The organism is Texcoconibacillus texcoconensis (assembly GCF_014202575.1).
In the GTDB taxonomy this organism is placed as follows: domain Bacteria; phylum Bacillota; class Bacilli; order Bacillales; family Salisediminibacteriaceae; genus Texcoconibacillus; species Texcoconibacillus texcoconensis.
In genome coordinates, this window is the sequence record NZ_JACHHB010000005.1 from 21,943 (window position 1) to 47,016 (window position 25,074).

The 25,074-nt window shown below is 40.3% G+C and carries 22 protein-coding genes and 1 pseudogene; 2 read left to right on the plus strand and 21 right to left on the minus strand.

Going from position 1 to position 25,074, the window contains the following annotated elements; translation table 11 throughout:
- Positions 1-8: 8 nt before the first annotated feature.
- A complete protein-coding gene (locus tag HNQ41_RS06485; protein WP_184663615.1) occupies positions 9-1,826 on the minus strand; it encodes a terpene cyclase/mutase family protein in 1,818 nt (605 codons plus the stop codon).
- A 197-nt stretch (positions 1,827-2,023) separates the two neighbouring features.
- On the opposite strand from HNQ41_RS06485, the gene HNQ41_RS06490 reads away from it, so the two are divergent.
- A complete protein-coding gene (locus HNQ41_RS06490) occupies positions 2,024-2,308 on the plus strand; it encodes a hypothetical protein (protein WP_184663616.1) in 285 nt (94 codons plus the stop codon).
- Positions 2,309-2,375: 67 nt separating this feature from the next.
- Here HNQ41_RS06490 and HNQ41_RS06495 read toward each other — a convergent pair whose 3' ends face one another.
- The 6 genes from HNQ41_RS06495 to HNQ41_RS06520 form a co-directional block, all read right to left on the minus strand.
- Complete coding sequence (locus HNQ41_RS06495; protein ID WP_184663617.1) at positions 2,376-3,323, minus strand: MBL fold metallo-hydrolase; 948 nt, start codon at positions 3,321-3,323, stop codon at positions 2,376-2,378.
- Between the two features lie 205 nt (positions 3,324-3,528).
- Complete coding sequence (locus HNQ41_RS06500; RefSeq protein ID WP_184663618.1) at positions 3,529-4,713, minus strand: acetyl-CoA C-acetyltransferase; 1,185 nt, start codon at positions 4,711-4,713, stop codon at positions 3,529-3,531.
- Between the two features lie 22 nt (positions 4,714-4,735).
- Complete coding sequence (locus tag HNQ41_RS06505) at positions 4,736-5,398, minus strand: 3-oxoacid CoA-transferase subunit B (RefSeq protein WP_184663619.1); 663 nt, start codon at positions 5,396-5,398, stop codon at positions 4,736-4,738.
- Positions 5,399-5,413: 15 nt separating this feature from the next.
- Entirely contained in the window at positions 5,414-6,079 is a 666-nt protein-coding gene (gene atoD, locus HNQ41_RS06510; RefSeq protein ID WP_221301875.1) for an acetate CoA-transferase subunit alpha, read from the minus strand.
- A 270-nt stretch (positions 6,080-6,349) separates the two neighbouring features.
- Positions 6,350-7,633: a GntP family permease gene (locus HNQ41_RS06515; RefSeq protein WP_184663620.1), complete on the minus strand. Its 1,284-nt coding sequence runs from the start codon at positions 7,631-7,633 to the stop codon at positions 6,350-6,352.
- A gap of 213 nt (positions 7,634-7,846) precedes the next feature.
- Complete coding sequence (locus HNQ41_RS06520; protein WP_184663621.1) at positions 7,847-8,623, minus strand: 3-hydroxybutyrate dehydrogenase; 777 nt, start codon at positions 8,621-8,623, stop codon at positions 7,847-7,849.
- Between the two features lie 381 nt (positions 8,624-9,004).
- Here HNQ41_RS06520 and HNQ41_RS06525 point away from each other — a divergent pair, with 381 nt between their 5' ends.
- Positions 9,005-10,441: a sigma-54 interaction domain-containing protein gene (locus tag HNQ41_RS06525; protein ID WP_184663622.1), complete on the plus strand. Its 1,437-nt coding sequence runs from the start codon at positions 9,005-9,007 to the stop codon at positions 10,439-10,441.
- 407 nt (positions 10,442-10,848) lie between these two features.
- Here the strand turns inward: HNQ41_RS06525 and HNQ41_RS16955 are convergent.
- From HNQ41_RS16955 to alaS, 14 genes and pseudogenes are all read right to left on the minus strand, one after another.
- A pseudogene (locus HNQ41_RS16955) lies at positions 10,849-10,952 on the minus strand (alpha-amylase family glycosyl hydrolase); the annotation flags it as partial.
- 45 nt (positions 10,953-10,997) lie between these two features.
- Positions 10,998-11,807 (minus strand): endonuclease/exonuclease/phosphatase family protein, encoded by an 810-nt coding sequence (locus tag HNQ41_RS06530; protein ID WP_184663623.1) that lies wholly within the window; start codon positions 11,805-11,807, stop codon positions 10,998-11,000.
- A gap of 3 nt (positions 11,808-11,810) precedes the next feature.
- A complete protein-coding gene (locus tag HNQ41_RS06535) occupies positions 11,811-13,466 on the minus strand; it encodes a PTS transporter subunit IIBC (protein ID WP_184663624.1) in 1,656 nt (551 codons plus the stop codon).
- Positions 13,467-13,969: 503 nt separating this feature from the next.
- Entirely contained in the window at positions 13,970-14,632 is a 663-nt protein-coding gene (locus HNQ41_RS06540) for a YrrS family protein (RefSeq protein ID WP_184663625.1), read from the minus strand.
- Between the two features lie 180 nt (positions 14,633-14,812).
- Entirely contained in the window at positions 14,813-15,286 is a 474-nt protein-coding gene (gene greA, locus HNQ41_RS06545) for a transcription elongation factor GreA (protein WP_184663626.1), read from the minus strand.
- A 408-nt stretch (positions 15,287-15,694) separates the two neighbouring features.
- Entirely contained in the window at positions 15,695-16,330 is a 636-nt protein-coding gene (gene udk, locus HNQ41_RS06550) for a uridine kinase (protein ID WP_184663627.1), read from the minus strand.
- Positions 16,330-17,604, minus strand: a complete 1,275-nt coding sequence (locus HNQ41_RS06555; RefSeq protein ID WP_184663628.1) for a peptidase U32 family protein — start codon at positions 17,602-17,604, stop codon at positions 16,330-16,332. Before HNQ41_RS06555 ends, udk begins: the two co-directional genes overlap by 1 nt.
- 18 nt (positions 17,605-17,622) lie before the next feature.
- Positions 17,623-18,558, minus strand: coding sequence for a peptidase U32 family protein (locus HNQ41_RS06560; protein WP_184663629.1), 936 nt, complete (start codon positions 18,556-18,558; stop codon positions 17,623-17,625).
- Positions 18,559-18,596: 38 nt separating this feature from the next.
- The gene (locus tag HNQ41_RS06565) at positions 18,597-19,244 is read right to left on the minus strand and encodes an O-methyltransferase (RefSeq protein ID WP_184663630.1); all 648 of its coding nucleotides are present in this window, start codon (positions 19,242-19,244) and stop codon (positions 18,597-18,599) included.
- A gap of 225 nt (positions 19,245-19,469) precedes the next feature.
- Positions 19,470-20,597: an endolytic transglycosylase MltG gene (gene mltG, locus HNQ41_RS06570; protein ID WP_343043336.1), complete on the minus strand. Its 1,128-nt coding sequence runs from the start codon at positions 20,595-20,597 to the stop codon at positions 19,470-19,472.
- 469 nt (positions 20,598-21,066) lie between these two features.
- Positions 21,067-21,378: a DUF1292 domain-containing protein gene (locus tag HNQ41_RS06575; RefSeq protein ID WP_184663632.1), complete on the minus strand. Its 312-nt coding sequence runs from the start codon at positions 21,376-21,378 to the stop codon at positions 21,067-21,069.
- Between the two features lie 50 nt (positions 21,379-21,428).
- Positions 21,429-21,845 (minus strand): Holliday junction resolvase RuvX, encoded by a 417-nt coding sequence (gene ruvX / locus HNQ41_RS06580; RefSeq protein WP_184663633.1) that lies wholly within the window; start codon positions 21,843-21,845, stop codon positions 21,429-21,431.
- A complete protein-coding gene (locus HNQ41_RS06585; protein ID WP_184663634.1) occupies positions 21,846-22,115 on the minus strand; it encodes an IreB family regulatory phosphoprotein in 270 nt (89 codons plus the stop codon).
- Between the two features lie 105 nt (positions 22,116-22,220).
- On the minus strand, positions 22,221-24,857 hold the full coding sequence (gene alaS, locus HNQ41_RS06590) for an alanine--tRNA ligase (RefSeq protein ID WP_184663635.1): 2,637 nt from the start codon (positions 24,855-24,857) through the stop codon (positions 22,221-22,223).
- Between the last annotated feature and the right edge of the window lie 217 nt (positions 24,858-25,074).

Genomic DNA, 25,074 nt, shown 5'->3' on the forward strand with positions numbered 1-25,074 from the left:
ATGAACCCTCAGTCTTCTGAAAGCTTTAAATAGTGACTCACTGCAAGAAGAGGCCAAATATATTGATAGCTATGATAATACAAATAAAAGTTGCCCGGTAGCCCACCACCGGTTGGATAATCATCGTCACCATTTTCATTTACTAAATAAGCAATACCACGCTCAATTTCAGGTGTGATTTTTTCTTCTAACGCAATAAGTGCATCGACAGCCCAAGCCGTTTGCGTTTGCGTACTTTTATCAAGTTGAATGAACGCTCTCTCACTGTCACTTGCACAAGATTCTCCCCATCCCCCGTCACGATGCTGAATCTCTTTTAACCAATCGGAAGCCTTTTTCATTGCTGGGTGATTCTTTTCTACCCCCACAGCTTTTAAACCTGTCACAGCTGCCCATGTACCGTAAATATAACAAACACCCCACCGGCCGTACCAAGACCCGTTATTTTCTTGATGATTGAAAAGCCAATTCACTGCTTTTTTTACGTGACGATTGTCCAAAGTTAAACGGGAATACTCGCCCAAAAATTGTAGCGTTCTTCCTGTTATGTCTGCTGTTGATGGATCAACTGCTGTGTCTGATATATTTTCGATTGGTAAGCGGGCAATGATAGGGTTGTTTCGGTTTTTGTTAAAGGCACTCCATCCGCCATCTTTATTTTGCATCGATAACACCCAGGAAAACCCTTTGTTCCATGCTTGGCGATACGGTTCGTGTTTATAGGACGTCTTGTGTATGACTCGTAGTGCAGCTTGGGTATCATCGACATCAGGATTTTCGGTATTATTTTCAGAAAAACCCCATGCGCCTCCTGATTGTAATGATTGTTGATGACGGAGCAAGAACGCTTCCGCCTTTTTTATCGTTGGGGCATCGGGAGAAACTTCTCCCTCTTGTAAAGCATAAGAGATTAAGGACGTATCCCAAATCGTAGAAGGGGTATTTTGGATATGATACTCCCCATCGATACGTGTCGCTAACCCTTTCATACCTGAGAGCGCATGTTGAATCAGCGGTGCATTGGATTGATAACCTAATGCTAATAAGCTATAAATAAAATAAAATGTTGCACTCGTATAGCTACCTAAAGTGCCGTCACGTTCAAGATTTTGATAGAGATATTCCTCGGCATTTTGGTACGCTTTTTTCTTTAAAAATTGAGGGGAGAGCACCTTTTTTAATGAATGTGTTCGTTCTTTTCGCTGTTTGTGTAACCTTTTTATTCTTTTGTCTTCTTTTATTAAATGGGTTAAGTCAGGTGTCCATTCATTTTCGATTGTAAATCGTTCATGTGCAGCAATCAGAACCGAAGCAAAGTGTACTTTTACGTAGCTTGTCATGCGATGAAATGTGAAAGGGAGGGATTTCGGCATCACTAGAAGAGAAAGAGGTAGCGGAAAAAAACGTGGCCAAGGGTATAAGCCGTTTAAAGCTAACATAAACTTTGTAGACACGTGAAGCTGCGATAATCCACCTCGATTTAAAATAAACGCCTCTGCTTTTTTCATATTTCTATCTTCTCTTGTCACTTTTCCTGAAAATAATAAAGCTGTATATGCTTCAACTGTCGCTGATAAATTGCCTCCCTCTTCATCTTCATAAATTTTCCACACACCTTCAGGGCTTTGTGTATATAAAAGCCTATCTACTAACCGATCAATCCATGACTTATCATTAACCTTTAATACGCGTAAAAGAATTAATAAAAAAGCATCAGTTAACGGACCATTCTCACACGGAAAGTGCCATGAGCCATCCTGCCTTTGCTTCTCTTTTAAATTATCGATATATTTTTGTTGATAATCTTTGATATACTGTCTATCCATCTCAACTCCCTCCAAGGTGGAGAAATTCCCTTTTCTTCCTTGGATTAATTTATGTTGAAGGTGCGAAAAAAGACAGTCATAAGTGTCTATGAATTTATCATTTTGAGACTGGATTTTTGTTTTTTGCCATAACCAACATAAATACATGCCGTTTCAAGAACAACACACACTCATACACTGCACTAGGAGGTGAGATGATGGGACATCCAGATCCACATTTGATGAGATTATTTTATTGTAAAATTTGTAATCCCGTCTGTGCAGTAAAAGTGTATAAAGTTTTAAATAGCTGTACGTACCAACAATTATGTACGCCAGAGGGGGCATATTGGGTTGTAGATCAGTTAGCTCACTGTTGTGGTGTAAAACTGACAAAGGAGCAGCGTGACTATGGGGCACATTATTTAATGACTTGTGGTGTTGATCCACACAACCCTAGGCACCGTAGCCGAATGTGGGGATTATTAAGTAGTTATCAGTAGTTGAAAAAAACCAAGGTGGTCTATAAAAGTAAACCACCTTGGTTTCTATACATATAATGCGCACGTGTTATTGATTAAGTTTTTGAAAATAGTCAACCATGCCTAGTGCGTTCAGCTGCATATCCATATTGATGAAAATATAAATCTCGTGTTCATCATCGATCCCTTGCTTCCGTAGATGTTGCTGTACTCGACTTAGTAGACGGTCTGCAAGTGTATCGTATTGACCACCTTCTGTGACCACATTTTCTGCTTCTTCCATAAAGACATCGAGCCAGTCGTTAACTTGGTGTAATGCTAGTGTGGTGGCTTCCGTCATGCCAAAATGACCAAAATAAATACGATCAAGGTTCTTTTCTTCCATACGTTGAATGGAAGCACGCATATCGTTCGGGTCAAAATGGTTAGGGGAGGTGGAAGGCATAAATAGGTCAACCCCTTCTCGGATAAGGCCATCGTAGCGAATGCCGACCGTATCCCCTGTAAACATGCCGTGACTTACTGGGTCATAAATACTAAAGTGGTGCTTGGCATGCCCAGGAGTATCGAGAAATTCCAATGTACAATTAGGACCAATTTGCAGCGTATCACCTTCACCTTTTACGAGTAGCTGGTCTTCAGGAACGGGTTCAACTGGGTCAAATAACTCTGTAAAACTATCACCATAAACCGCTCGCGCCCCTGCTGCTAACTTTCTCGGGTCTGCCATATGACGCTCTCCACGTGGGTGAACGACGACTTGCGCATTCGGGCATTCTTTGACTAGGAGTCCCGCTCCACCAGCGTGATCAAGGTGAACGTGTGTGACAATAATATATTTCACTTCATCTAGGGAGAAACCTAATTGCTCTAACCCCTTTTTTACATATTTTACAGATGGGCTCGGTCCAGTTTCGACGATCGTTAATTGTTCTTCATTAATGACATATGTGCCAGTTCTCCCTGGTGCATCTAAATCAAATCCATCGATCAAGCTGATACGTTCATCGTAGCGAATCGGTGCTCTTTCCTTCATAATATGTAACTCCTCCCCATTCATATTTTAGATATACTCATCGTATCACATCTTTGCAAACGAAAACATTTCAACTTAGTGAAACAAATGGACAAGGTGATCGTCTTATTAGCAGATAGAAAAGGTTCTCACTTTACCTGTGTAAAGTGATAAAGAGTAGGTGCTACTTCGGTAGCACCTACTCTTTAACTAACTAAAGAAACATTTACTGTACATTTTCCACAATGCTTGCTACACCCATTCCACCGCCGATACAAAGTGTTGCTAAGCCGTATTGTGCGTCGCTCCTTTTCATTTCGTGCAGTAACGTAACTAAAATGCGCGCGCCACTGGCGCCAATTGGATGACCTAGTGCAATCGCACCACCGTTGACATTTAGTTTTTCGTCGTCCACTTCTAAATCTTTTCCTACAGCAAGAGCTTGAGCTGCAAATGCTTCATTTGCTTCTACGAGGTCAATATCTGACATCGATAATCCTGTATGTTCTAAAACTTTTTTCGTTGCTGGAACTGGTCCTATACCCATCACTTTTGGATCAACACCTGCTCTTCCATTACCACGAAGGACGGCCATCGGTTTCAAGTTGAGCTCTTCTGCTTTTTCACGACTCATCAACACTAGTGCTGCTGCTCCGTCATTAATGCCCGATGCGTTTCCAGCTGTTACTGTGCCATCTTTTTTAAATGCTGGCTTAAGCTTTGCTAGTTTTTCCGCTGTCACACCTGCACGTGGAAATTCATCAGTATCAAATACGATTGGATCCCCTTTGCGTTGTGGAATTTCAACCGGTGCAATTTCATCTTTAAATGTTCCTTCTTGAATTGCTTTCTCTGCTTTTTGCTGACTCCAAGCGGCAAACTCATCTTCTTGTTCACGTGTCAAGTCATATTGTTCAGCAACATTTTCAGCTGTCACACCCATGTGATAGTTATTTACTGAACACTGTAGACCATCTTGAATCATACTATCAACGATTTTTCCATCGCCCATCTTATACCCTGTTCGACCGTTTGGTAATAGATATGGAGCCATGCTCATGTTTTCCATTCCACCTGCAACAACGATATCACTTTCACCGGTCTGAATAGATTGACTCGCCAAGTGAACCGCTTTCAAACCTGAGCCACACAATTTGTTCACCGCCATCGACGTCACTTCTTCTGGAATACCAGCTTGAATCGCCGCTTGGCGTGCAGGACCTTGCCCAAGACCTGCCTGTAGTACATGTCCCATGATGACATCATCTACTTGTTCCCCTTTGATTCCTGCTTTCTTTAGGGCATCTTTTATAACAACTGCTCCTAATTCCTGAGCTGGTGTATTGCTTAACGTTCCCATAAAGTTTCCAATCGCCGTTCTTGTGGCACTTACAATCACTACATCACGCATCAATTAATCCTCCTCTTACGATTTAATTCGTTTGCTCAATTTTGAAATCTGGATGGAGTTCAAAATATGCTTCAGTTTTTTCTCTCACAGTCTCTAAATCTACGCCATCTTGAAGCTCTACGAGTACTAACTCGTCATCTATTACACGGAAGACTGCTAATTCTGTCACAATCATATCAACGACCGCTTTACCTGTAAGAGGCAATTGACATTGATCTAATATTTTCGAAGCCCCCTTCTTATTACAGTGCTCCATCGCTACAATGACTTTCTTCGCCCCTGTCACAAGGTCCATCGCTCCCCCCATGCCAGGAACCATCTTCCCTGGAACCATCCAGTTTGCAATGTTTCCATGTTTGTCAACTTCAAGTCCGCCAAGTACCGTCGCATCCACATGGCCTCCACGGATTAGTTCAAATGAAAACGCACTGTCAAACATCGCACCACCTGGTTGAATCCCTGCAGGCTGTCCTCCAGCATCAACAAGATCTGGGTCCTCTTCACCGTCAACCGGTCCAAGACCAATATATCCATTTTCAGATTGAATAATGACATCTACATCTTTCGGTAAAAACTTAGGCACCTTGGTTGGAAGACCAATACCTAAATTAATGACATCGCCATCTTTCAATTCCTTTGCAACACGCTCTGCAATCGTTTCCTTAGCAGTTTTTACTTCTGTCATTTTAAAGACCTCCCTTTAAACAAAAATTTTGTCTACCAATATACCTGGTGTTACTACATGATCTGGGTCAATCTCTCCAACCTCAACAACTTCTTCTGCTTCAACAATAACCACATCAGCTGCTAGTGCAATAAGCGGGTTAAAGTTTCGCGCTGAACGATGGAATACTAAATTACCAGACTTATCTACTTTATTCGCCTTAATAATAGCTACATCCGCACGCAACGGCTTTTCTAGCAAATATTCGCGTTCATCAATTAATATCTTTTCTTTTCCTTCTTCAACAACGGTGCCGACACCAGTAGGCGTTAAAACACCACCAAGACCCGCACCACCAGCACGGACACGCTCAGCTAACGTCCCTTGAGGAACTAGTTCGACATCCATATCTCCAGCAATCATTTGTTTACCTGTCTCTGGATTTGTGCCAATGTGTGAAGCAATGACTTTCTCTACGCGACGGTTAAGAATTAAAGGACCTACACCCGTCTCAGTGAAAGCGGTATCATTACCGATTAAAGTAAGGTCTTCAACGCCTGAATCCATAATCGCCGAAACGAGTTTTTCGGGTGTTCCAACCCCCATAAATCCTCCAAACATCAATGTCATACCATTTTTAAAAAATGAGGAAAGTTCTTCTTTACTGGAAACCATCTTATTTTTTGAAGCTAATTTACTCATTGAACGGCACCCCCATAAAATATATCGTAAACTCTCTAGCATAATCACTTTATTAATCATGCAATTTCTGTACCAACTTACTTCATATCCAATGACATATCTACATTTTTATCGATCCCATTGGCCAAATCGTTTACAAACAAAACTGTCCGTGTGTTGATGAACCATAATGAGAAACTACCTTTTTCCTATTTTGCGGAAAATTCCTTTTTTCCAGAACTCTTTGAGAGGTCTTTTTCCGGAAATCCGGAATTCTCCACGTTTTTGATTTTAGTAAATTCCTACTGTCGCTAATAGAATTGCAACAACCGTTGAAATAACTGGGATTATAATTCCTACCACCGCAATATCCTTATAACAATCTTTGTGTGTCATCGCTGTAACTGTAAGCAAAGTCAAAACAGCACCGTTGTGTGGAAGAACATCTAAACCACCGGACGATAAGGAAGCCACACGGTGAAAAGCTTCTGGGCTTATGCCAGTATTCATTGCAATTTCGTAATACTGTGGTCCTAACGCTTCTAGCGCAATCCCCATGCCTCCAGAAGCAGAGCCTGTTGCACCTGCTAAAAGGTTAACAGCAACAGCTTCAGAGAAAAGTGGATTTCCTGGAACATTCATTAACATCTGTGTTAATCGCTCAAATCCTGGAACTGCTTGAACGACTGTACCGAATCCGACTGCTGCACTTGTATTGATGATCGCAGTAATCGAACCATTTGCTCCAGCATTCACAGAACCTGTGAAACCTTTGATTTTACTTATATTAAACAAGATAATAACTAAAATACCGGTAATCAATGATACAACAATATCCCATTCGAAAACATTTAACGTAATTAAAACCGTTAATAGCGGTATTAAAGATAAGATGAAGTTCGGCGCATCATCTTCAATTGTCATAGCACTTTTATCTTTTGGCTCATCATAAAGTTCACCTTTAGCTGTTAGTTGCTTTTGGCGCCAAATTAAATAGAAATATCCGCCACCAGCCATAACCAAAGCTGCTGCTATTCCCATAATTGGTGCCGCCATTGCATTTGTTTCAAAGTGTGGCATAGGAATTAAGTTTTGAATTTGTGGCGTACCAGGTATTGCCGTCATTGTGAAAGTAAATGCACCTAACGCAATTGTTGGCGGTAATAATTTTCTAGAAATATTCGCTTCACGGAACAAAGATAATGCCAATGGATATACTGCAAATACGACAACGAATAAACTAATACCGCCGTAAGTTAAAACAGCACAGGCAATCAACACCCCTAAAATTGCCCGGTCTTTCCCCATTAGATTAGACAGCTTTTCAGCTACTGAACGTGCCATGCCCGTATCTTCCATCAGTTTTCCGAAAATAGCACTTAACATGAAGACAGGGAACCAGTCTTTCGCAAAGCCTACAAATCCACTCATATATGTACTTGTATAAGCATCTAGTAAATCTAATCCCCCTGTTAATGCAACAACACCGGCAGCAATTGGTGCTACCCAAATAATCGACCAACCTAAATATGCAAGAACCATTAATAGAATAAGTCCGAGAAGAATCCCAAACATCAAATCACCCCTTTAACAACATTCCAAAATACAATAATAGGAAAGCGCATACATTTTTGTTTTAAAAAAAATTGATTAATCCAAACCGAAAATTGAATGTTCTTCTCACGAACACTTACTTCATTTCAACAAGTGAGTGGTCACGTCCTGAACCATCCCTAATGCAATCGTTAGCCCAGGACAGAGAGAAGTATAACAGAATTTTTTTGATAATTACTGTGTTGTGTATCCTCCATCGATGATGGCCGCTTGACCGGTTACCCCTTTTGCTTGATCACTTGAGAGGAATAATGCATAGTCCGCAATTTCTTTTACTTCTAGTAAACGTTTTTGCGGTACTAGTGGATATAATACATCTTCAAGCACTTTCTCCACGGGGATATTACGGTTTTTCGCTAAATCTTCAAATTGGCCGCGAACGAGTGGTGTATCAACATAACCAGGGCAAATCGCATTCACTGTGATTCCGTGATCTGCTCCTTCTAAAGCGGACACTTTCGTTAATCCAATCACTCCGTGTTTCGCACTATTATAAGCAGATTTTCCAGCAAAACCAATGACACCATTAATTGAAGCCATATTCAAAATACGTCCAAACCCTTGTTGCTTCATGATTGGAAACGCATGTTTTGTTGCGATAAATGGTGCAACAAGCATAACTTTTGTCATAAATTCAAACTTCTCTGTTGGGAACTCTTCAATTGATGAAACGTGTTGCAAACCAGCGTTGTTAAATAAAACATCAAGACGTCCATATTTTTCTACTGTCGCATCAATCGACAGTTTGACTTCATCTTCATTTGTTACATCACATTTCAGACCTAAGCAATCATACCCTTGTTGCGTTAACTCCTCAGTTACTTCGTTGACTTTCTCTTCATTAACGTCTGTAAAAACAACCTTCGCGCCATTTTGGACAAAGTTCAATCCTATTTCATATCCAATTCCACTTGCAGCACCTGTAATAAATACAACTTTGTTTTCAACCATTGTTCATTCCTCCTGTTGTCGTCTCATCGTAATCGCTTACATTTTTCTGCAAAAAAATATTTCCATTTTACAATGGTTTATAGAATTTTTATAAACGCTTCCACCACCTCCTTGGTCACCTATTAATATTGCAATATCTATGCCAAGTCCAAAATCCCCTCCTCATCGTTTTTTTAGATGTAGAGAAAATATATTTATTCCGCTTTTTCGAACAGAAAAACAAAAAAACGATATGAAGAATAAAAAAATACTGTTATCATAGGTCGTAGTGCTTTTCCGTTTTTCCGTAAACACTTCCCGCTATTCCGGAAGTAAATATAATTATATATCGAAAATAATTATTCAGTTTAAAATTTATAATAAAAAAATTAAGGTGATTCTATGAAAACTAACATGAAACCGCTGCCATATGAATGGTTACTTGAGGTCATTAATATTTCGACATTACCCACAGTAATCGTTGATCAAGAAGGCTTGGTTTATTATCTAAATAAAGCTTATTGTGACATTTTGTCCGTAAATTTGGACGATGCTATTGGCCAACCTGTACAAGAAATCATTGAAAACTCCCGTATGCATATCGTTGCAAAAACAGGGAAAGAAGAATTAGAAGATATCCAACCAATTAATGGAACAGTCATGATTGCCAATCGTTACCCTTTGATTATTAAAGGAGAGTTAGTTGGTGCGGTGGGAACGGTCATGTTTCCAAATCCAGACGACCTTAGACAATACAAAAATAAAGTTCAACAACTTATTGAGGAACTGAAACATACTCGAACCAATACGATAAAAGATTTAAACAGTAATTATACCTTTCAAGACTTAATGGGAAGTAGTCCAGTCTTCCAATCTGTAAAACAGTTTGCCGAAAAGGTGTCCGGTAGTGACTCGTCCGTTTTGTTAACAGGGGAATCTGGTACTGGTAAGGAGTTATTTGCCCACGCGATCCACAATAGTAGCTTAAGGGATAAATATCCTTTTATCCCCGTTAACTGTGCTTCTATCCCTGCAGACCTTCTTGAATCCGAATTATTTGGATATGAGGACGGTGCTTTTACGGGTGCGAAAAAAGGAGGAAAGAAGGGGTTATTTGAAATTGCCAACCACGGAACCGTCTTCCTTGATGAAATTGGTGATATGCCATTTTCCATGCAAAGTAAACTCCTTCGTGCATTACAAGAACGTGAAATCAAAAGAGTCGGTGGCCAAAATCTCGTTCATGTTGATGTGAGAATCATCGCTGCCACGAACCGAGATTTAGAGAAGATGGTTGAGGATGGAAGTTTCCGCCAAGATTTATACTACCGATTAAACGTTATTAATATCGAAGTACCTCCTCTACGTAAACGAAAAGAAGACATTGAATTTATTACAAACAAGCTTATAAAAAAACTCGAAGGAAAGTTTTATCGCCAGGGTACTTCCATTTCATCTGAAGTGCTAGAAAAATTTCAACAACATTCTTGGCCCGGAAACGTACGTGAACTCGAAAATGTCCTCGAGCGCACACTAAATGTTTTAGATAGCCAAACGATTCAAGTCGAGCATTTACCATTATATATACGGGATGCAGGCGACGTTGAAAGAAGGATCAATAAAGCGACAAGAAGCGAAAGAAATTCACCTGATAAATCGCCTATTGATATGTCACCAGATTCAGTACAACCTTTAAAAGAAACACTCGCATCTGCTGAAAAAGAGGCCATTAAACATGCGCTTTCTATTGCAGATGGCAATAAACTGACTGCTGCAAAAATGTTAGGTGTCGGGAAAACGAGTTTCTACGAAAAATGTAAGCGGCATGGGATTAATTAGGCAGTTCGTTACTCTATCTCAATAAAGGGCGACCTCCCAAAAATTCATCCATTTTTGAAGCAGAAATTATCCAAAAGTGTATGTCGTTCATAAGTTTAAACATGCGTGCTGTATCGTGGAACCCATACTTTTTAGCGCTTTCGTAAATCTATCAATAAAGCCACTCTCCGTGTTTTTTTGTTAGGGGTAACAAAAATATTTTACACGTGAGTGGCTTTTTGTCTTTTGATTATATTCCCACTTCCATATAAGGGTTAATCAACAGCAGTGGAACAGTCCTTATTTTATAAGGTAAACTCTCGTTTCATATGGTTAGAGGATGAATGTTGTTTGTTTTTCGTGTGGGATAAATCAGAAATATCGTAACCATTATTATCTAATGGTAATTTGTACATAGGGCAAATCTAAATGAAGCCGCCCTCTAAATCTTGTAAATAATCGAACCGTTCGATCATTCCTCGGAGATCACCGATTCCTTGCCATTAGAATCTTGAAAGCTACGAGGGTAAATTTGATACCCGACAGCTTCTTTCCCAAGCCTATTCCATTGTCAATTTCACTTCTGTTTATTGTTGGACAACCTTAAATCAACGTCAAGGCCATAATGGTCGGAAATGACGGGTTTGTTTTCACCGTCAAAAATGACGCGAGAGGCAGTGACATGAGCACCCCAATTGGTTAAAATATAATCAATTTTTAACCCGGAAGAATTTTGATCCCATCCAGCAATCGTTCCTTCAATTGTGTTTTGCCCTGACTTAGTATGAGCGAGTGTATGCGTGTCGTACAACCCAGATTTTAATAAGTACTCGTACCCTTCGCCTTTAACGATACTGGCACTGTTAAAGTCACCCATTAAAATAAAGGAGTCATGCTCGTCAGCTTTGTTTAAGAGGCGATCGACTTGGGAGGTATAGGACTCCTCCTCGTCATTCCACCATCCGAGATGACAAGAATAAAGCGCAACCCTTTCCCCTTTAATATCAAATGTGCCACCGACGATTTTTCTTGATTTCCAGAAATCGATATCTTGAGATGCGGAAATGTAAAAGGACTCAACGTTTATAGCCGGGTGGCGAACGAGGAGGGCAAGCCCCTCCTCATATATATCGTACCCGTAATGGGAAACATCCCAATAAAGTGTGTAATCGTTGCTTCCTAACTTCTCAAGCTCTTTTTGTACAAGGAGACCATAATTATCAGCGCGAATGTGATCATATTCAATCGGCTCGTTATAAAGCTGGCTCACTTCTTGTAGAGCGATCACATCATAACGGTTTTCATGAATGACCTTCGCTAACGTGTTGATTTTATCTAATTGATGCTCTTCCTGCCATGCATGAACATTCAAAGTGAGTAAGCGCAATCATTACCCTCCTAAACGATCGAGGATTTCAGATTTTAAAACGTCAGCTTTAGGGCCATATATAGCTTGGACGCCTTTATCTTTGACGACAAGCCCCATGGCACCGTTATTCTTCCAATCATCTTCATTTGCTACAACATCTAAATTTTTGACAGTTATTCGTAGACGTGTCATACATGCGTCAACTTCAACAATGTTTTCTTTTCCACCAAGAAGTTCGATTACTTGAGCTGCTTGGGAGTTGTCATTTCCGTCTGTTGTCGCCGCTGCTTCTTGATTGTCACCATTATCGATGTAGTTTCCTTTACGCCCTGGTGTCGGGAGCTTCATCTTTCTAATCATAAAGTTCGCTATCATATAATTTAATCCGAAAAATACAAGACAAGCAAGCACAAAATTTATTAAATCGCGAGCAATTCCTGCATTAATCATGAGTGGTGTACGCGTTAACAGCTCAATGATACCAAAAGAGTGTACGCGAATGTCGATGAAATCAACGATACCAAAAGCAACACCTGTCATCACAGCGTAAACAATATAAAGAAGTGGTGCTGCGAACATAAACATGAACTCAATTGGTTCAGTAACCCCTGTTAAGAAGACGGCTAATCCTGCAGATAGGAATATGGATTTATATTTCGCTTTTCTGTCAGGGTCAACATTTTTGTACATTGCATATGCAATACCTGTCAATGCTGCCGTTGAAGTAATTACTTGACCTGCTTTAAAACGAGCCGGTGTAACTTCTTCTTTTAGTTCATTGTAAAGTTCAGTGTTTCCTTGAATGGAGGCATTGTAAAGGTCCGTTGCCCATGCAAGCCAAAGTGGATCTTGGCCGGCTACAGTTTGTCCAATGTTAGAACCAGTCTGGATTAAATACGTACCACCAAGTTCCGTATAATTTAGTGGAACAGTCAGCATATGGTGGAGTCCAAATGGAAGCATCAAACGTTCCACCGTTCCGAAAATAAATGGTGCGATAAATGGAGCGGTGTCTCGTGATGTTGCGATCCACTCTCCAAAGTTGTTTAAAGAGGTTTGAATTGGTGGCCATGTGAACGCAAGTACAATCGATGTAATGACAGAAGCACCAATTACGGTAAATGGAACGAAACGTTTCCCATTGAAAAATGCAAGAGCATCTGGAAGTTTATCGAATGTATTAAAACGGTTAAATAAACTAGCGCCTAAAAACCCAGAGATAATTCCGACAAAAACGCCCATATTCAAAGCCGGTGCGCCTAGAACATCGATGAAGTAATCACTAACAATCATCGTGTTACCTGTTAACGTTTCCACTTTAGCGCCTTCGTCAGCAAGCATATCTCCGTTTACGCCGAAAATCGCACCTGTAATTCTATTGATAAAGATAAATGCGAGCAATGCGGCAAATGCACCACCAGCACGTTCTTTCGCCCAAGCTCCACCGATTGCAACCGCAAAGAGGATATGAAGGTTTCCGATAACGGCCCAACCTATTTCCTCCATAATTTGAGCAACCGTTTGCATAAATGATACATCTGAAACCATTTCTAATGCTTTACCAAGAGAAATCATAATACCCGCCGCAGGCATAACAGCGACGACAACCATTAAGGCCTTACCAAATTTTTGCCAAAAATCGAATGAAAAAATCGGTAATTGTTTGATTTTGTCCATCTTTAAATTCTCCTCTCCATGTCTTAGGTGTCATTTTTTACATCAATGTGTTGAGTGCTTATCTACTATCCTAAAATGTGCAAACGGTTTCGTTAACTTAGTTACAAAAAATAGTTTAACGAAATATATATAAAACGACAAGGTTTTTTTAAAAGACAGAAAATTCCGTCTGGTAAATAAGCTAATTTAAAAGGTTTTTTCGTGTATAAAAAATTAAAATGTACTTCTTAGATGAAGTGTTGGAATAGAAAATGTTTTTACGAATAAGTGAAAACCGCAATAAAAAAATTATGGAATTTAAGGGAGGGAAAAGGAAATAAGTAACCGTTAAGATAAATGTAACGTTTCGAAAACCGCGAATTCATGAAAGTAACTATCATACTTTCCATTTGTTATTAGATCAGACCAACAAAACCCCTACCTGATCATCATAAGGTAGGGGTCGTTCATTCTCCATTCCATGTCATGTACGTATGCATCATCATATATATCCAAAAGGGGCTCTACCTGTAGTTATTTTCCTCCAGTTTTTCAATGGATACAGGCATCCACCCTTCATTTGTCACCCATTCGAGTCTAACTTCATAAGGGGTGTTTGCATTTTCTGATCTTCCAACAATACCTTTCGCACTTTGAGGATCGCCACCATTACCCAGGTGCCAAATCGTCATCTCATCTTCATCAAGGCCAGTCGCATAAACAATCGCCTCTACCATCTCAGCCCAATTAAGAGAATCCATGTCATAAGAAGCACGAAATTCATCGTCTACCTCTTGTTCTGTACCGATCGGCTCCCATTCTCCTTCGCTATGATCAGAATCAGGGCTTGTCTCATCTTCATCTTCACTCTCAACAGCCTCTTCTTCAGAGCCGTTAATTTCTTCTTCTACTCCATTCTGATCGTCATTAATTCCACCTGTTTCGCTCTCTTCTTCAGATACATCTCCTCGTTCATCATCAGATGATTCTTCCTCATCGATCAATTCTGTCTCTTCTTCTGGATCATCGATCGATGCTTGGTCAGACGGACCTCCAAAGAACAGTTGATACCCTAAAAACAATATCGCGATGACAACAACAATGATGGCTATATTTAAGATATTACTAATTTTCTTTTTGCGACGCATATCTGAACGGCGTAGTCCATAACTATTGTATTCGGTCATATTTTTCCTCCTCGTCATCCCTAGGTGGTTTGAATGTTTGCTAAAATTACCTTCTTCATTATTATAAGATAAGTCCATACAGAATTCGAGACGAACTTTTCTATCATTTTTAAGAGAAGGGCTCACTATTCTTTTTTTGCAACCAAAAAAGCGTGATCCTCTATGGATCACGCCAATTTATTATTTTACTTCCATAATTTCAACTTCCATGTCGCCACCTGGTGTTTGTACATTTACTTTTTCACCAACAGATTTACCTAAAAGGCTTTGTGCCATCGGTGAATCATTAGAAATTTTTCCTTCGAATGGGTCAGCTTCAGCACGGCCCACGATCGTATATGCTTCCACATCGCCATCTGGCAACTCTTTAAACTTCACAGAACGACCAAGCGCGACTTCAGAACCATTTCCGTTATCTTCTGAGATGATTTCTGCATTTCGAATCATAGACTCAACTTGTGAAATACGCCCTTCAACGAAAGCCTGTTCATCTTTTGCCGCATCGTACTCAGAGTTCTCCGATAAATCACCAAAACTACGGGCAATTTTTATACGTTCAACGACTTCTTTACGTCGTTCTGTCTTTAGATACTCTAATTCTTCTTCTAGCTTTTGTTTCCCCTCTAGTGTCATATAGTGCTTTTCTTCTGCCATGTTATGGTCACTCCTTACCAACAATGATTAACTTGAAACATTTTCATTTTTAAAAGGTGGAACGCTTTCAAGATACCTTATTAACAGAATGGATTTCATCATGTGTGTCCACCTGTTTTTCTTTAGTTACCTATTTTCATAAAGGTAACGATGGACGTTTCCTGCACTCACTTCCTACCAATATAAAACGGCGTCGCTTTCGATACTTGAAAGCGACTGTTCAGACATCGCAAGCAAAAGAACTTGACAAAACAAGTTCTCTTTGCTCGCTATATTGTCTATTTATTTTAGTCATCGGATAACGAAGGAGAGGATCTAGAATATCTTAATCAGTTTGACAATGACAGTCAACAGATTAGGTGCTACGATCCTTATTTTTGGAACATCCTATTTATGACAACAATCGTATTACAAAATGACTTTTTCTTCAAGGATTCGTTGGATTTTTGTTGCCATTAAATCGATAGCGACTCGATTTTGTCCCCCTTCAGGGATAATGACATCCGCATAGCGCTTCGTCGGTTCGATGAATTGTTCATGCATAGGTCGAACGACTGATGAATATTGTTCAATGACTGACTCAATTGTACGCCCTCGTTCTTCAATGTCACGAACGAGTCTTCTCATCAAGCGAACATCAGCATCCGTATCAACAAATACCTTAATGTCCATTAAATCGCGTAAGCGGCTATCTTCAAGGATCAAAATCCCTTCAAGGATAATCACATCACGCGGTTCAACATGAACGACGCGATTTGACCGTGTATGATTCGCATAATCATATACTGGTTTATCAATCGGTTCATAACGCAGAAGTTGCGTTAATTGCTGTAACAAAAGATCCGTATCAAACGCTAAAGGATGGTCGTAATTCGTTTGTAGACGCTCGTCCATAGAGTGATCACTTTGATCTTTATAATAGGAATCATGTTCTATCATCAGGATGGAATTTTCTTGAAATTGGCGGTAAATTTCATTGGCTACCGTTGTCTTACCGGAGCCTGAACCTCCTGCCACACCGATGACAACAGGTCTTTTGTTCATTATAATGCTCCCTTTCTCATCATGTTATTTGGATATACGGGACGATCAACTTTAAATTGAACAATTTGCAATGGATGGCGAGCGGCATCGATTTCTTCTCCTTCTTCATCCCAAAGCTTGTCGACTGTCATTTTAAAGTTGTCAATCTCTGGTCCAAAGAATTCAATTTCGTCCCCTGGTTTAAAGTGATTACGTTGTTGCAGGGTGACGATCCCGTTGTTCTCATCATAATCTAACACAAGACCCGCAAAATCGAAAGAAGTTTTTTGTGTATGAGTATTAAACATTTGTTCTTCATACCCTGGCGTATTTTCAAAAAAGGCTGGTGCTGTAGGACGATTCGCACACTTTTCAAGTTCTTGCAACCACTTCGGATCGATCTTAAAGTTATCTGGATCTTCACAATACGCATCGATCACCTTACGATATACAGAAACAACGGTTGCTACATAATGAATCGATTTCATTCGCCCTTCAATTTTTAAACTGTCAATGCCTGCATCAACAAGTTTTGGAATCGATTCTATAAGATTTAAATCCTTAGGACTCATCGCAAATGGTGCATCGTCTTCTGAGTACAATTGTTTCTTTTCTTTGGACACTCCTGGTAAGTCATCTTCATAAAGGTAATAGTCCCAACGACAAGATTGGCAACACCCACCCCGGTTCGAGTCACGAGCCGTCATATGGTTACTCAATGTACAACGACCAGAATACGCAATACACATTGCACCGTGAATAAATGTTTCGATTTCAATATCAACATTTTTTTTCATTTCGAGCATTTCTTCTAAACCAACTTCACGAGCTAAAACGACACGTTCTAACCCTTCTTCTTTCCAAAACTTCACCCCTTGCCAGTTCGTGAGTGATTGTTGGGTAGATAAATGAACTTCAAGTTTCGGGGCGAAGCGTTTTGAGGTTTCGATAATCAATGGGTCAGCGACAATTATGCCCGTGACACCAACGCGCTCGAGGTCTTGCAAATACGCATCTAATCCGTCCATATTTTCATTATGAGCAATAATGTTTGTCGTCACGTATACTTTCGCACCATACTGATCGGCAAAGCGCACTCCTTCAGCCATTTCCTCAATCGAAAAGTTTCCTGCATTAGAACGGAGTCCGAATTCTTGCCCACCGATAAATACAGCATCAGCACCGTAGTGAATCGCAATTTTTAATTTTTCTAGATTACCTGCTGGCGCAAGCAGTTCTGGCTTCTTAGTTATTTTTCGCTTTGTTGCTTCTGTTCGCTCAAGCGTTTGTTCCATTATGCTTTCCTCCCTTACTTAATAGACCGTTTCCTTAAAGAAGAATCCTGTATCGAGATCGCGACTTTCTGGTTGTAGCTTTTGTGCTCGTTCAAGATAGTCGTCTTTTTTGTCTGTATATATCGACTCATCGGACAAGTAGTCATCAATGGCCTCACGATAAAGAGCAGTAACCTTTGTAATATAATCCGCTGTTTTTAAAATGCCATCGATTTTAAAACTATCGACACCTGCCTCTAGCATGTCTTCTAGTTCATCAATAATGCACATATCCTTCGCACTCATAATATGTGTACCATTTTCGTCTTCGTAGATTGGGTAACGCGCATCACGCTCTGGGTCATAAATGACAAGCGAACGATCCTTACTGCGCCCTTCTACAGATAAGTTTTTCCCTTGGAATTCCATATAATTCCCGACAAGGGTACGTTTTGATTGAAACATACATGTCATGCCATGGACTTGAACTTCAATTTCCACTTCAGCGTTTTCCTTAATTTCAACAATCGAATCCATATTTAATTCACGAGCAAGCACAGCTCGCTTTGCCCCTTTACGTCCCCAGTAGTTAGCAGTGTACCAATTCGTCGCGGTCATTTCTGTATTCCAATGCAAATCAATAGAAAGCCCTTCTTGTTTAGCAATCATTAGCACGCCTGGGTCACCAAAAACGACTGCATCAACACCGACTTTTTCCAGGAACGTTAAGTAGTCTGGTAATTCTGGTAAGGTGTCGTTGTGAAATAGCGCGTTAACAGCTACATACACAAAACCATTGAATTGACGGGCAATCTTAACCGTTTCTGCAATTTCATCTCTATTGAACGATTCAGGTAGGCGTAAACCGTATCTTTCTTCGCCAATCATCACAGCTGTTGCCCCTGCTTCAAACACTTCACGAACATGCTCAACGGAGATAGGGGTTACAAGAAGTTCCGGTTTTTTATCTGACATCATCTTTCACCACTTTCTAGAAATCAAATCCATCTATATCAATATTTTTTTTGACTAACGAGCAATCCATCACCGATAGGGTAGATCATAGAATGAAAACGCTCGTCACTCATAATCCGCTTATTAAAGCGGTCAATTTTTTTAATCATCTGTCTTAATCCACGTGTTTCTGCTTCCACCTCTCCAGTAACATATCCTTTAAATAAGACATTGTCACTGATGATAAGACCACCTATCTTAACTAACGGCTCAAATGTATCAAAAAACGCGTCATATTTCCCTTTGGCAGCATCGATAAATAAGACATCATATGGCGCATTTTTCTTTACTGACGCAACGTGATCAAAAGCATCTCCTTCGAAAAGTGTGATCTTGTTAGCAAAGGAAGAACGATCAATAAATGAACGTGCCTCTTTAGCACGCTGATCGTCCTTTTCAATCGTTGTTACATGAGCTCCATCTACATTTGCGACAAATTGTAATGCAGAATAACCAATCGCCGCTCCAACCTCTAAAATTTGCGTCGTTTTATGCAGATTCAATAGTTGTATGATTGCACAGAGGCCATCTTTCTCTATAATTGGCACTTCATTGATATTTGCGTACTGCTCCATTTCTTTAAACAAAGCAGTTGAAGGGGGTAAGAGAGACGTGATATAAGAACCTGTTTCATTAGCATTCCACATTCGTTGTACCACCTTATCATTCTTGTCTTTTTAAAAGGTTCTCAAAATGGCAAAAGATCATTACCGCTTTTTAAAACCTTGTTTTGAACAGACATTTCCACCATTATTAACAACGCAAATGTGTTATTAACCTAGATGCAACGTCTGATTTTAACATAAATAGAAAGAGAATGCGACTTAAGCACATTCCCTTTCAATCATTTACACTAATCCACCGTTTTTTCATTAGTTAGCGTTATCACGATGTTCCTCTAACACTTGTTGATGTTCTGGATACGTTTCAGAAAAGAATACGTTGTCTTCCGTATGATAGAAATATTGATAATCGTGTATTTCTGGCATTAACGCTGCTTCTATCGATTTATCCCCAGGATTATTAATCGGCCCCACTGGTAAACCAGGGTATTCATACGTGTTATAAGGTGAATCGATCGTTAGATGTTTATTTAGCGTTCGCGAAAGCCTCTCTTCGTGCGCGTATGATACCGTCGGATCCATCTGGAGTGCCATGCCTTTCTCTAATCGATTATATAAGACACCTGAGATCGTTGCTCGTTCGTCGTCATGCGCTGCTTCTCCTTCAATAATTGAAGCCATTGTAAGGATTTCATGATATGAATATTCACTTTCTTCTAGTTGATTCTCAAATTGAAATACAGCATTTTGTGTTCGGCGGATCATTTCCTCAATGATTTCCTCTTGTGATGCGTCTTCATCTACAAAATCATGTCTTGCCGGGAATAGGTACCCTTCTAGCGGCCAACGAATCGACCCTTCCAAAACATCGTCGCTAAGTATTTCAAATTGATCGATCAGCGTCTCAATATATTCTTCATCAGAAACGAGTTCCAATAATTCCTCATATTCATGATCTGTTTCTTCTGCTACAACCTCTAGCGTTTCTTCTAACCAATATCCTTCTGGAATTGTAAACGATAACTCATAATCCTCATAAACGGTACCATCTTTTAAGGAAGCGATGAGCTCATCTATGCTCATGGCTGGAGTGAGTTCGTACGTACCAGCTTGAAACCCCGCCTCACCTCGGAAACGTACGTAATAACTAAAAATCGTAGCACTTCGTATCACACCCTCATCCTCAAGAATCTCACCGATTGTTGAAGAATTTGACCCAATAGGTATCTCTACTTCAATCGTTTCTTCAGCTTCTTCGTCAAGTGGCCCTAGTGCTGATTGGACATAATAATAACTAAAAATACTACCAATAAGAACGAGTAAAAATAAAGAACCGACCGTAATTAAAACAATTTTTCTTACAGTTTTCGCCTCTTTTTCACGTTCTTTTATTGTATCTTTTTTGGAATTTTGATTATTGTCTTTAGAATCCGTCACATTCCTTCCTCCTTTCACCTCATCCATTATACTACAACTCGCAAAATTTTCGAGATCGTGTCGAAAAAACATTGAGTATTCTTTATCATGAAAAATCGTTTTATTCTTATACAATAAGTCGAAAGATGAATGAATTTCATAATAGATGATGTAAAGATCATTTCCAAACATTGATTGTGATTTTCACTGCAGGCGGACGCTTTCCCAAGGGCTTGTCTTCAGCTAAATTCAGCTTAACAAACCGTGGCTGAATTGGATCTTCAGACTGCGCTCATCCTTTGGGCGTCGCCGCCTTTCGTTTCAATCACTTCGTTTCAAAACAAACGTTAACCTTCGTGATAACTGATTACATTCGTGATATTTGTTAAAACCCTTCATTATGAAATTGGTTCAAATGATAAAATTTCATAAAAAAACGAGGCGATGACCGTTTGCAGTCATTGCGCCTCGTTTTGTTCGCAAAGCCTTATTAAACTTCGTTGTTTTCGGACATTTCAATGTACGTATTTAACATTTCTTCGACCATATTCCATTCCTCTTCATCCTCGATCGGAATAAGAGAAAGCTCACCTTCATCATTCTCTTCATAACGAAAAGCATGAACCTCGACTTCTTCTTCTTCGTTATCTTGTGATCCTTCTGGAACAAGAACCATGTAAGAGTTTTCCGTTTCATCTACGTCAAATGTGAATAACACTTCAAATAAATGTTCGTCACCATTTTCATCAGGGATCACTACACGTTCTTGTTCAGTTGGTTGGTTAATCTTTGATTGATCCATTTTATTCCCTCGCTTTTGTTTATAATCTTTGCTGCTAGCTGCAAATTCACTTACTGATGGCGATCTAAATAACCTTGCAGAATGAATACAGCCGCCATTTTGTCAATAACTTTCTTTCGTTTTTTTCTGCTAACATCCGCCTCTAGTAACGTTTGTTGAGCAGCAGAAGTCGAGAGGCGCTCGTCCCACATTGCCACATCAATATCGAGTCGCTCACTTACTGCATCGGCGAACGCTTCGCAAGCTTGTCCCCGTTCACCGATCGTTCCGTTCATGTTTTTGGGTAATCCAACAACCACTTTTTCGACTTCATGTTCGTCAATCAATGTTCGCAGCCGTTCGAAATCTTGGTCCTGATGATTAGGATCTCGATGGATGGTTTCCAAACCTTGTGCCGTCCAACCAAATGCATCACTGACCGCAACACCGATCGTCTTCGTACCTACATCTAAACCTAATACTCTCATTTACTTCTCCTCTTGATGTTGTAACAAATACGACTTTACGAGCGCTTCAATGATCTCGTCACGTTCCACTTTACGTATGAGAGATCGGGCGTCCTTGTGTCTTGGAATATACGCTGGATCCCCCGACAATAGATAGCCAACGATTTGATTAATCGGATGGTACCCTTTCTCTTCCAATGCCGAATAAACGGATAGAAGAACTTCCTGTACACCTGCGTCCATCGAATCATCGGGGAAATTAAACTTCATCGTATGATCCATAGAAGCCATTTCAAACACCTCTTTCCTCTTACGGCAAGACGTCCATCATGACAAATGACCCTTCGCATCTACCGTTCGTCGTTTCTCCCTCCATTGTACACGATCAATGGACATTTAGGAATTTGTTTTCACGATTTCAGGCACAATTTTTAGTGCTTCAGGTACTTTTTCTGGATCTTTACCTCCAGCTTGGGCCATATTTGGTCGTCCACCACCACCGCCGCCGCAACGGGTTGCGACTTCTTTGATGATATTTCCAGCATGATACCCTTCTTTTACTAAATCATCAGTGACCGTCGTCACAATTTGCACTTTCCCGTTGTTGACGGACGCTAAGACAAGGATGCCAGATTCCATCTTTTCTTTCAAGGAGTCTGTAAGCTGACGTAAGCGATCCATATCCGGAACATCAACTTGTTGAGCAAGAACAGACACACCTTCTACATCGATAGTCTCATCTAAAAGAGAACTCGCTTCCATGTTACCCAATTTCGCGGACAGAGATTCATTTTCACGTTCTACATCTTTTAATTGTTGTTGTAACTGTTCGATACGTTGAGGGACTTCATTGATGTTCGTTTTCAAACGGTCTGCTGCATCTCTCAATACGTTCAGTTGTCCGTTTAAGTACTCATACGCTTTTTTCCCTGTTACTGCTTCAATACGTCTTACTCCTGCGCCGATTCCTGCTTCTGAAATAATTTTGAAAACTCCTACTTCAGCTGTGTTGTTTACGTGACAACCACCACAGAGCTCAATGCTATAATCACCGATTTTAATGACGCGTACTTCATCACCATATTTTTCGCCAAATAAAGCCATTGCCCCCATCTCTTTTGCTTCATCTAACGTTTGGTGCAACCGTTCAACAGGTTGTGCTTGCCATACTTTTTCATTCACGATCGCTTCGATTTGGTTCATTTCTTCCTCAGTAACTTGCCCGAAGTGAGAGAAATCAAAACGGAGACGATCTTCATTTACAAGTGACCCTGCTTGATTAACATGTTCACCAAGTACATCTTTTAATGCTTGGTGCAATAAATGTGTCGCCGTATGATTTTTAATTGTGCTTACTCGCTCATTTGTCGACACTTGAGCAGTGACATTCATACCCGTGCGAAGCGTCCCTTTCGTCACTTTCACACTATGAAGGTTTTGACCATTTGGTGCTGCTTGTACATCTACGACGTCAACGATTGTATCTGCGTGCGTAAAAGTACCTGTATCTGCAACTTGGCCACCGCTTTCTGCGTAAAACGGTGTTTGATCGAGGATGACTTGGGCATCTTCACCTTCACCGACAACATCTACAAACGCACCATCTTTCACAATTGTTTGTACTCCTGCCTCTGCTTCTGTGTGATCATAACCGATAAACGAACTCTCTACTTCAATCTCTCCGAGAATTTTATCCTGAATTTGCATCGATTCAGACTCTTGTCGCGCCGCTCTCGCTCGTTCGCGTTGTTTTTCCATTTCACGTTCGAAGCCTTCTAAGTCAACATGAAACCCTTCGTCTTCAACATACTCTTGCGTTAAATCAGACGGAAAACCGTACGTGTCATAAAGACGAAATACGTCTTCACCACTAATTTCCGTTTTCCCTTGTTCACGCGCTTGCTTCATTACTTTATTCAAGATCGTTAGACCATCGTTTAATGTTTCGTGGAAACGTTCTTCTTCATTTTTCATCACTTTTTGGATGAAGTCCGTTTTCTCACTTACTTCTGGATAGAAGTCATTCATGATGTCAGCGACTGTCGGTACGAGTTCATACATAAATGGTCGTTCAATACCAATTTGTTTCGCATAACGTACCGCACGACGCAACAGACGGCGTAGCACGTATCCACGACCTTCGTTGGATGGAAGTGCCCCATCGGATACAGCAAAGGTAACAGTACGTACGTGGTCAGCAATGACTTTAAAGGCTGTATCTTCTTCAGCCGATTTCCCGTATGTTCGACCGGAGATACCTTCAGTTTTACGAATAATCGGTACGAAAAGATCTGTATCAAAGTTTGTTTCTGCATCTTGGATGACAGATACCATTCGCTCAAGCCCCATACCGGTATCAATGTTTTTCTTTGGAAGTGGGGTATAAGAGCCATCCGGATTATGGTTATATTGACTGAATACTAAGTTCCAAATCTCTAAATAACGTTCGTTTTCCCCACCAGGAAACATTTCAGGATCATCCATGTCGTCACCGTATGCTGGCCCACGATCATAGAAGATCTCTGTGTTCGGGCCACTTGGACCTTCACCGATATCCCAGAAGTTTTCTTCAAGACGAATAATACGCTCTTCCGGTAAACCAACTTCTTTATTCCATAAATCAAACGCTTCATCATCGTTCGGATGGATTGTTACCGATAATTTTTCTGGGTCAAATCCAATCCAACGTTCGCTCGTTAAAAACTCCCACGCCCATTGAATGGATTCTTTTTTGAAATAATCACCGATCGAAAAGTTACCAAGCATTTCAAAAAATGTATGGTGACGAGCGGTTTTCCCTACGTTTTCAATATCGTTTGTACGAATTGATTTTTGCGCATTTGTAATACGTGGATTGTTCGGGATGACGCGACCATCAAAATATTTTTTTAGCGTCGCAACACCACTGTTAATCCATAACAAAGATGGATCCTCATGGGGAACGAGTGAAGCACTCGGTTCAACATCGTGCCCTTTTTCCTTAAAGAAATCTAAAAACATTTGCCGAACTTCAGCTGAAGTCAACCGTTTCATTATTACGTCCTCCTTATGTATGATTTAGATCGTTCAGATTTTTTTCCATACAAAAAACTCCCGTCCTCACAACAGGGACGAGAGATCTCTCACGCGGTACCACCCTGGTTACAGACTTGTCCTTAAGCCTGTCACCTCGCCACTTAACGGTGTGGTGCCGGCAGGGTTTGCCTGCTCTCAGGAGTAGCTGACTGCTAACCTTCATCTAGAATTCCTC

Coding starts and splice junctions, on each gene's coding strand:
- HNQ41_RS06485 (WP_184663615.1), bottom strand. CDS start 1,826: ATGGATAGACAGTATATCAAAGATTATCAACAAAAATATATCGATAAT.
- udk (WP_184663627.1), bottom strand. CDS start 16,330: ATGAACAAAAGACCTGTTGTCATCGGTGTGGCAGGAGGTTCAGGCTCC.
- ruvX (WP_184663633.1), bottom strand. CDS start 21,845: ATGAGAGTATTAGGTTTAGATGTAGGTACGAAGACGATCGGTGTTGCG.
- HNQ41_RS06575 (WP_184663632.1), bottom strand. CDS start 21,378: ATGGATCAATCAAAGATTAACCAACCAACTGAACAAGAACGTGTAGTG.
- HNQ41_RS06505 (WP_184663619.1), bottom strand. CDS start 5,398: ATGACAGAAGTAAAAACTGCTAAGGAAACGATTGCAGAGCGTGTTGCA.
- alaS (WP_184663635.1), bottom strand. CDS start 24,857: ATGAAACGGTTGACTTCAGCTGAAGTTCGGCAAATGTTTTTAGATTTC.
- HNQ41_RS06500 (WP_184663618.1), bottom strand. CDS start 4,713: ATGCGTGATGTAGTGATTGTAAGTGCCACAAGAACGGCGATTGGAAAC.
- HNQ41_RS06495 (WP_184663617.1), bottom strand. CDS start 3,323: ATGAAGGAAAGAGCACCGATTCGCTACGATGAACGTATCAGCTTGATC.
- atoD (WP_221301875.1), bottom strand. CDS start 6,079: ATGAGTAAATTAGCTTCAAAAAATAAGATGGTTTCCAGTAAAGAAGAA.
- HNQ41_RS06535 (WP_184663624.1), bottom strand. CDS start 13,466: ATGGACAAAATCAAACAATTACCGATTTTTTCATTCGATTTTTGGCAA.
- greA (WP_184663626.1), bottom strand. CDS start 15,286: ATGGCAGAAGAAAAGCACTATATGACACTAGAGGGGAAACAAAAGCTA.
- HNQ41_RS06560 (WP_184663629.1), bottom strand. CDS start 18,558: ATGTCAGATAAAAAACCGGAACTTCTTGTAACCCCTATCTCCGTTGAG.
- HNQ41_RS06555 (WP_184663628.1), bottom strand. CDS start 17,604: ATGGAACAAACGCTTGAGCGAACAGAAGCAACAAAGCGAAAAATAACT.
- HNQ41_RS06520 (WP_184663621.1), bottom strand. CDS start 8,623: ATGGTTGAAAACAAAGTTGTATTTATTACAGGTGCTGCAAGTGGAATT.
- HNQ41_RS06540 (WP_184663625.1), bottom strand. CDS start 14,632: ATGACCGAATACAATAGTTATGGACTACGCCGTTCAGATATGCGTCGC.
- HNQ41_RS06490 (WP_184663616.1), top strand. CDS start 2,024: ATGGGACATCCAGATCCACATTTGATGAGATTATTTTATTGTAAAATT.
- HNQ41_RS06565 (WP_184663630.1), bottom strand. CDS start 19,244: ATGTGGAATGCTAATGAAACAGGTTCTTATATCACGTCTCTCTTACCC.
- HNQ41_RS06525 (WP_184663622.1), top strand. CDS start 9,005: ATGAAAACTAACATGAAACCGCTGCCATATGAATGGTTACTTGAGGTC.
- HNQ41_RS06515 (WP_184663620.1), bottom strand. CDS start 7,633: ATGTTTGGGATTCTTCTCGGACTTATTCTATTAATGGTTCTTGCATAT.
- HNQ41_RS06585 (WP_184663634.1), bottom strand. CDS start 22,115: ATGGCTTCTATGGATCATACGATGAAGTTTAATTTCCCCGATGATTCG.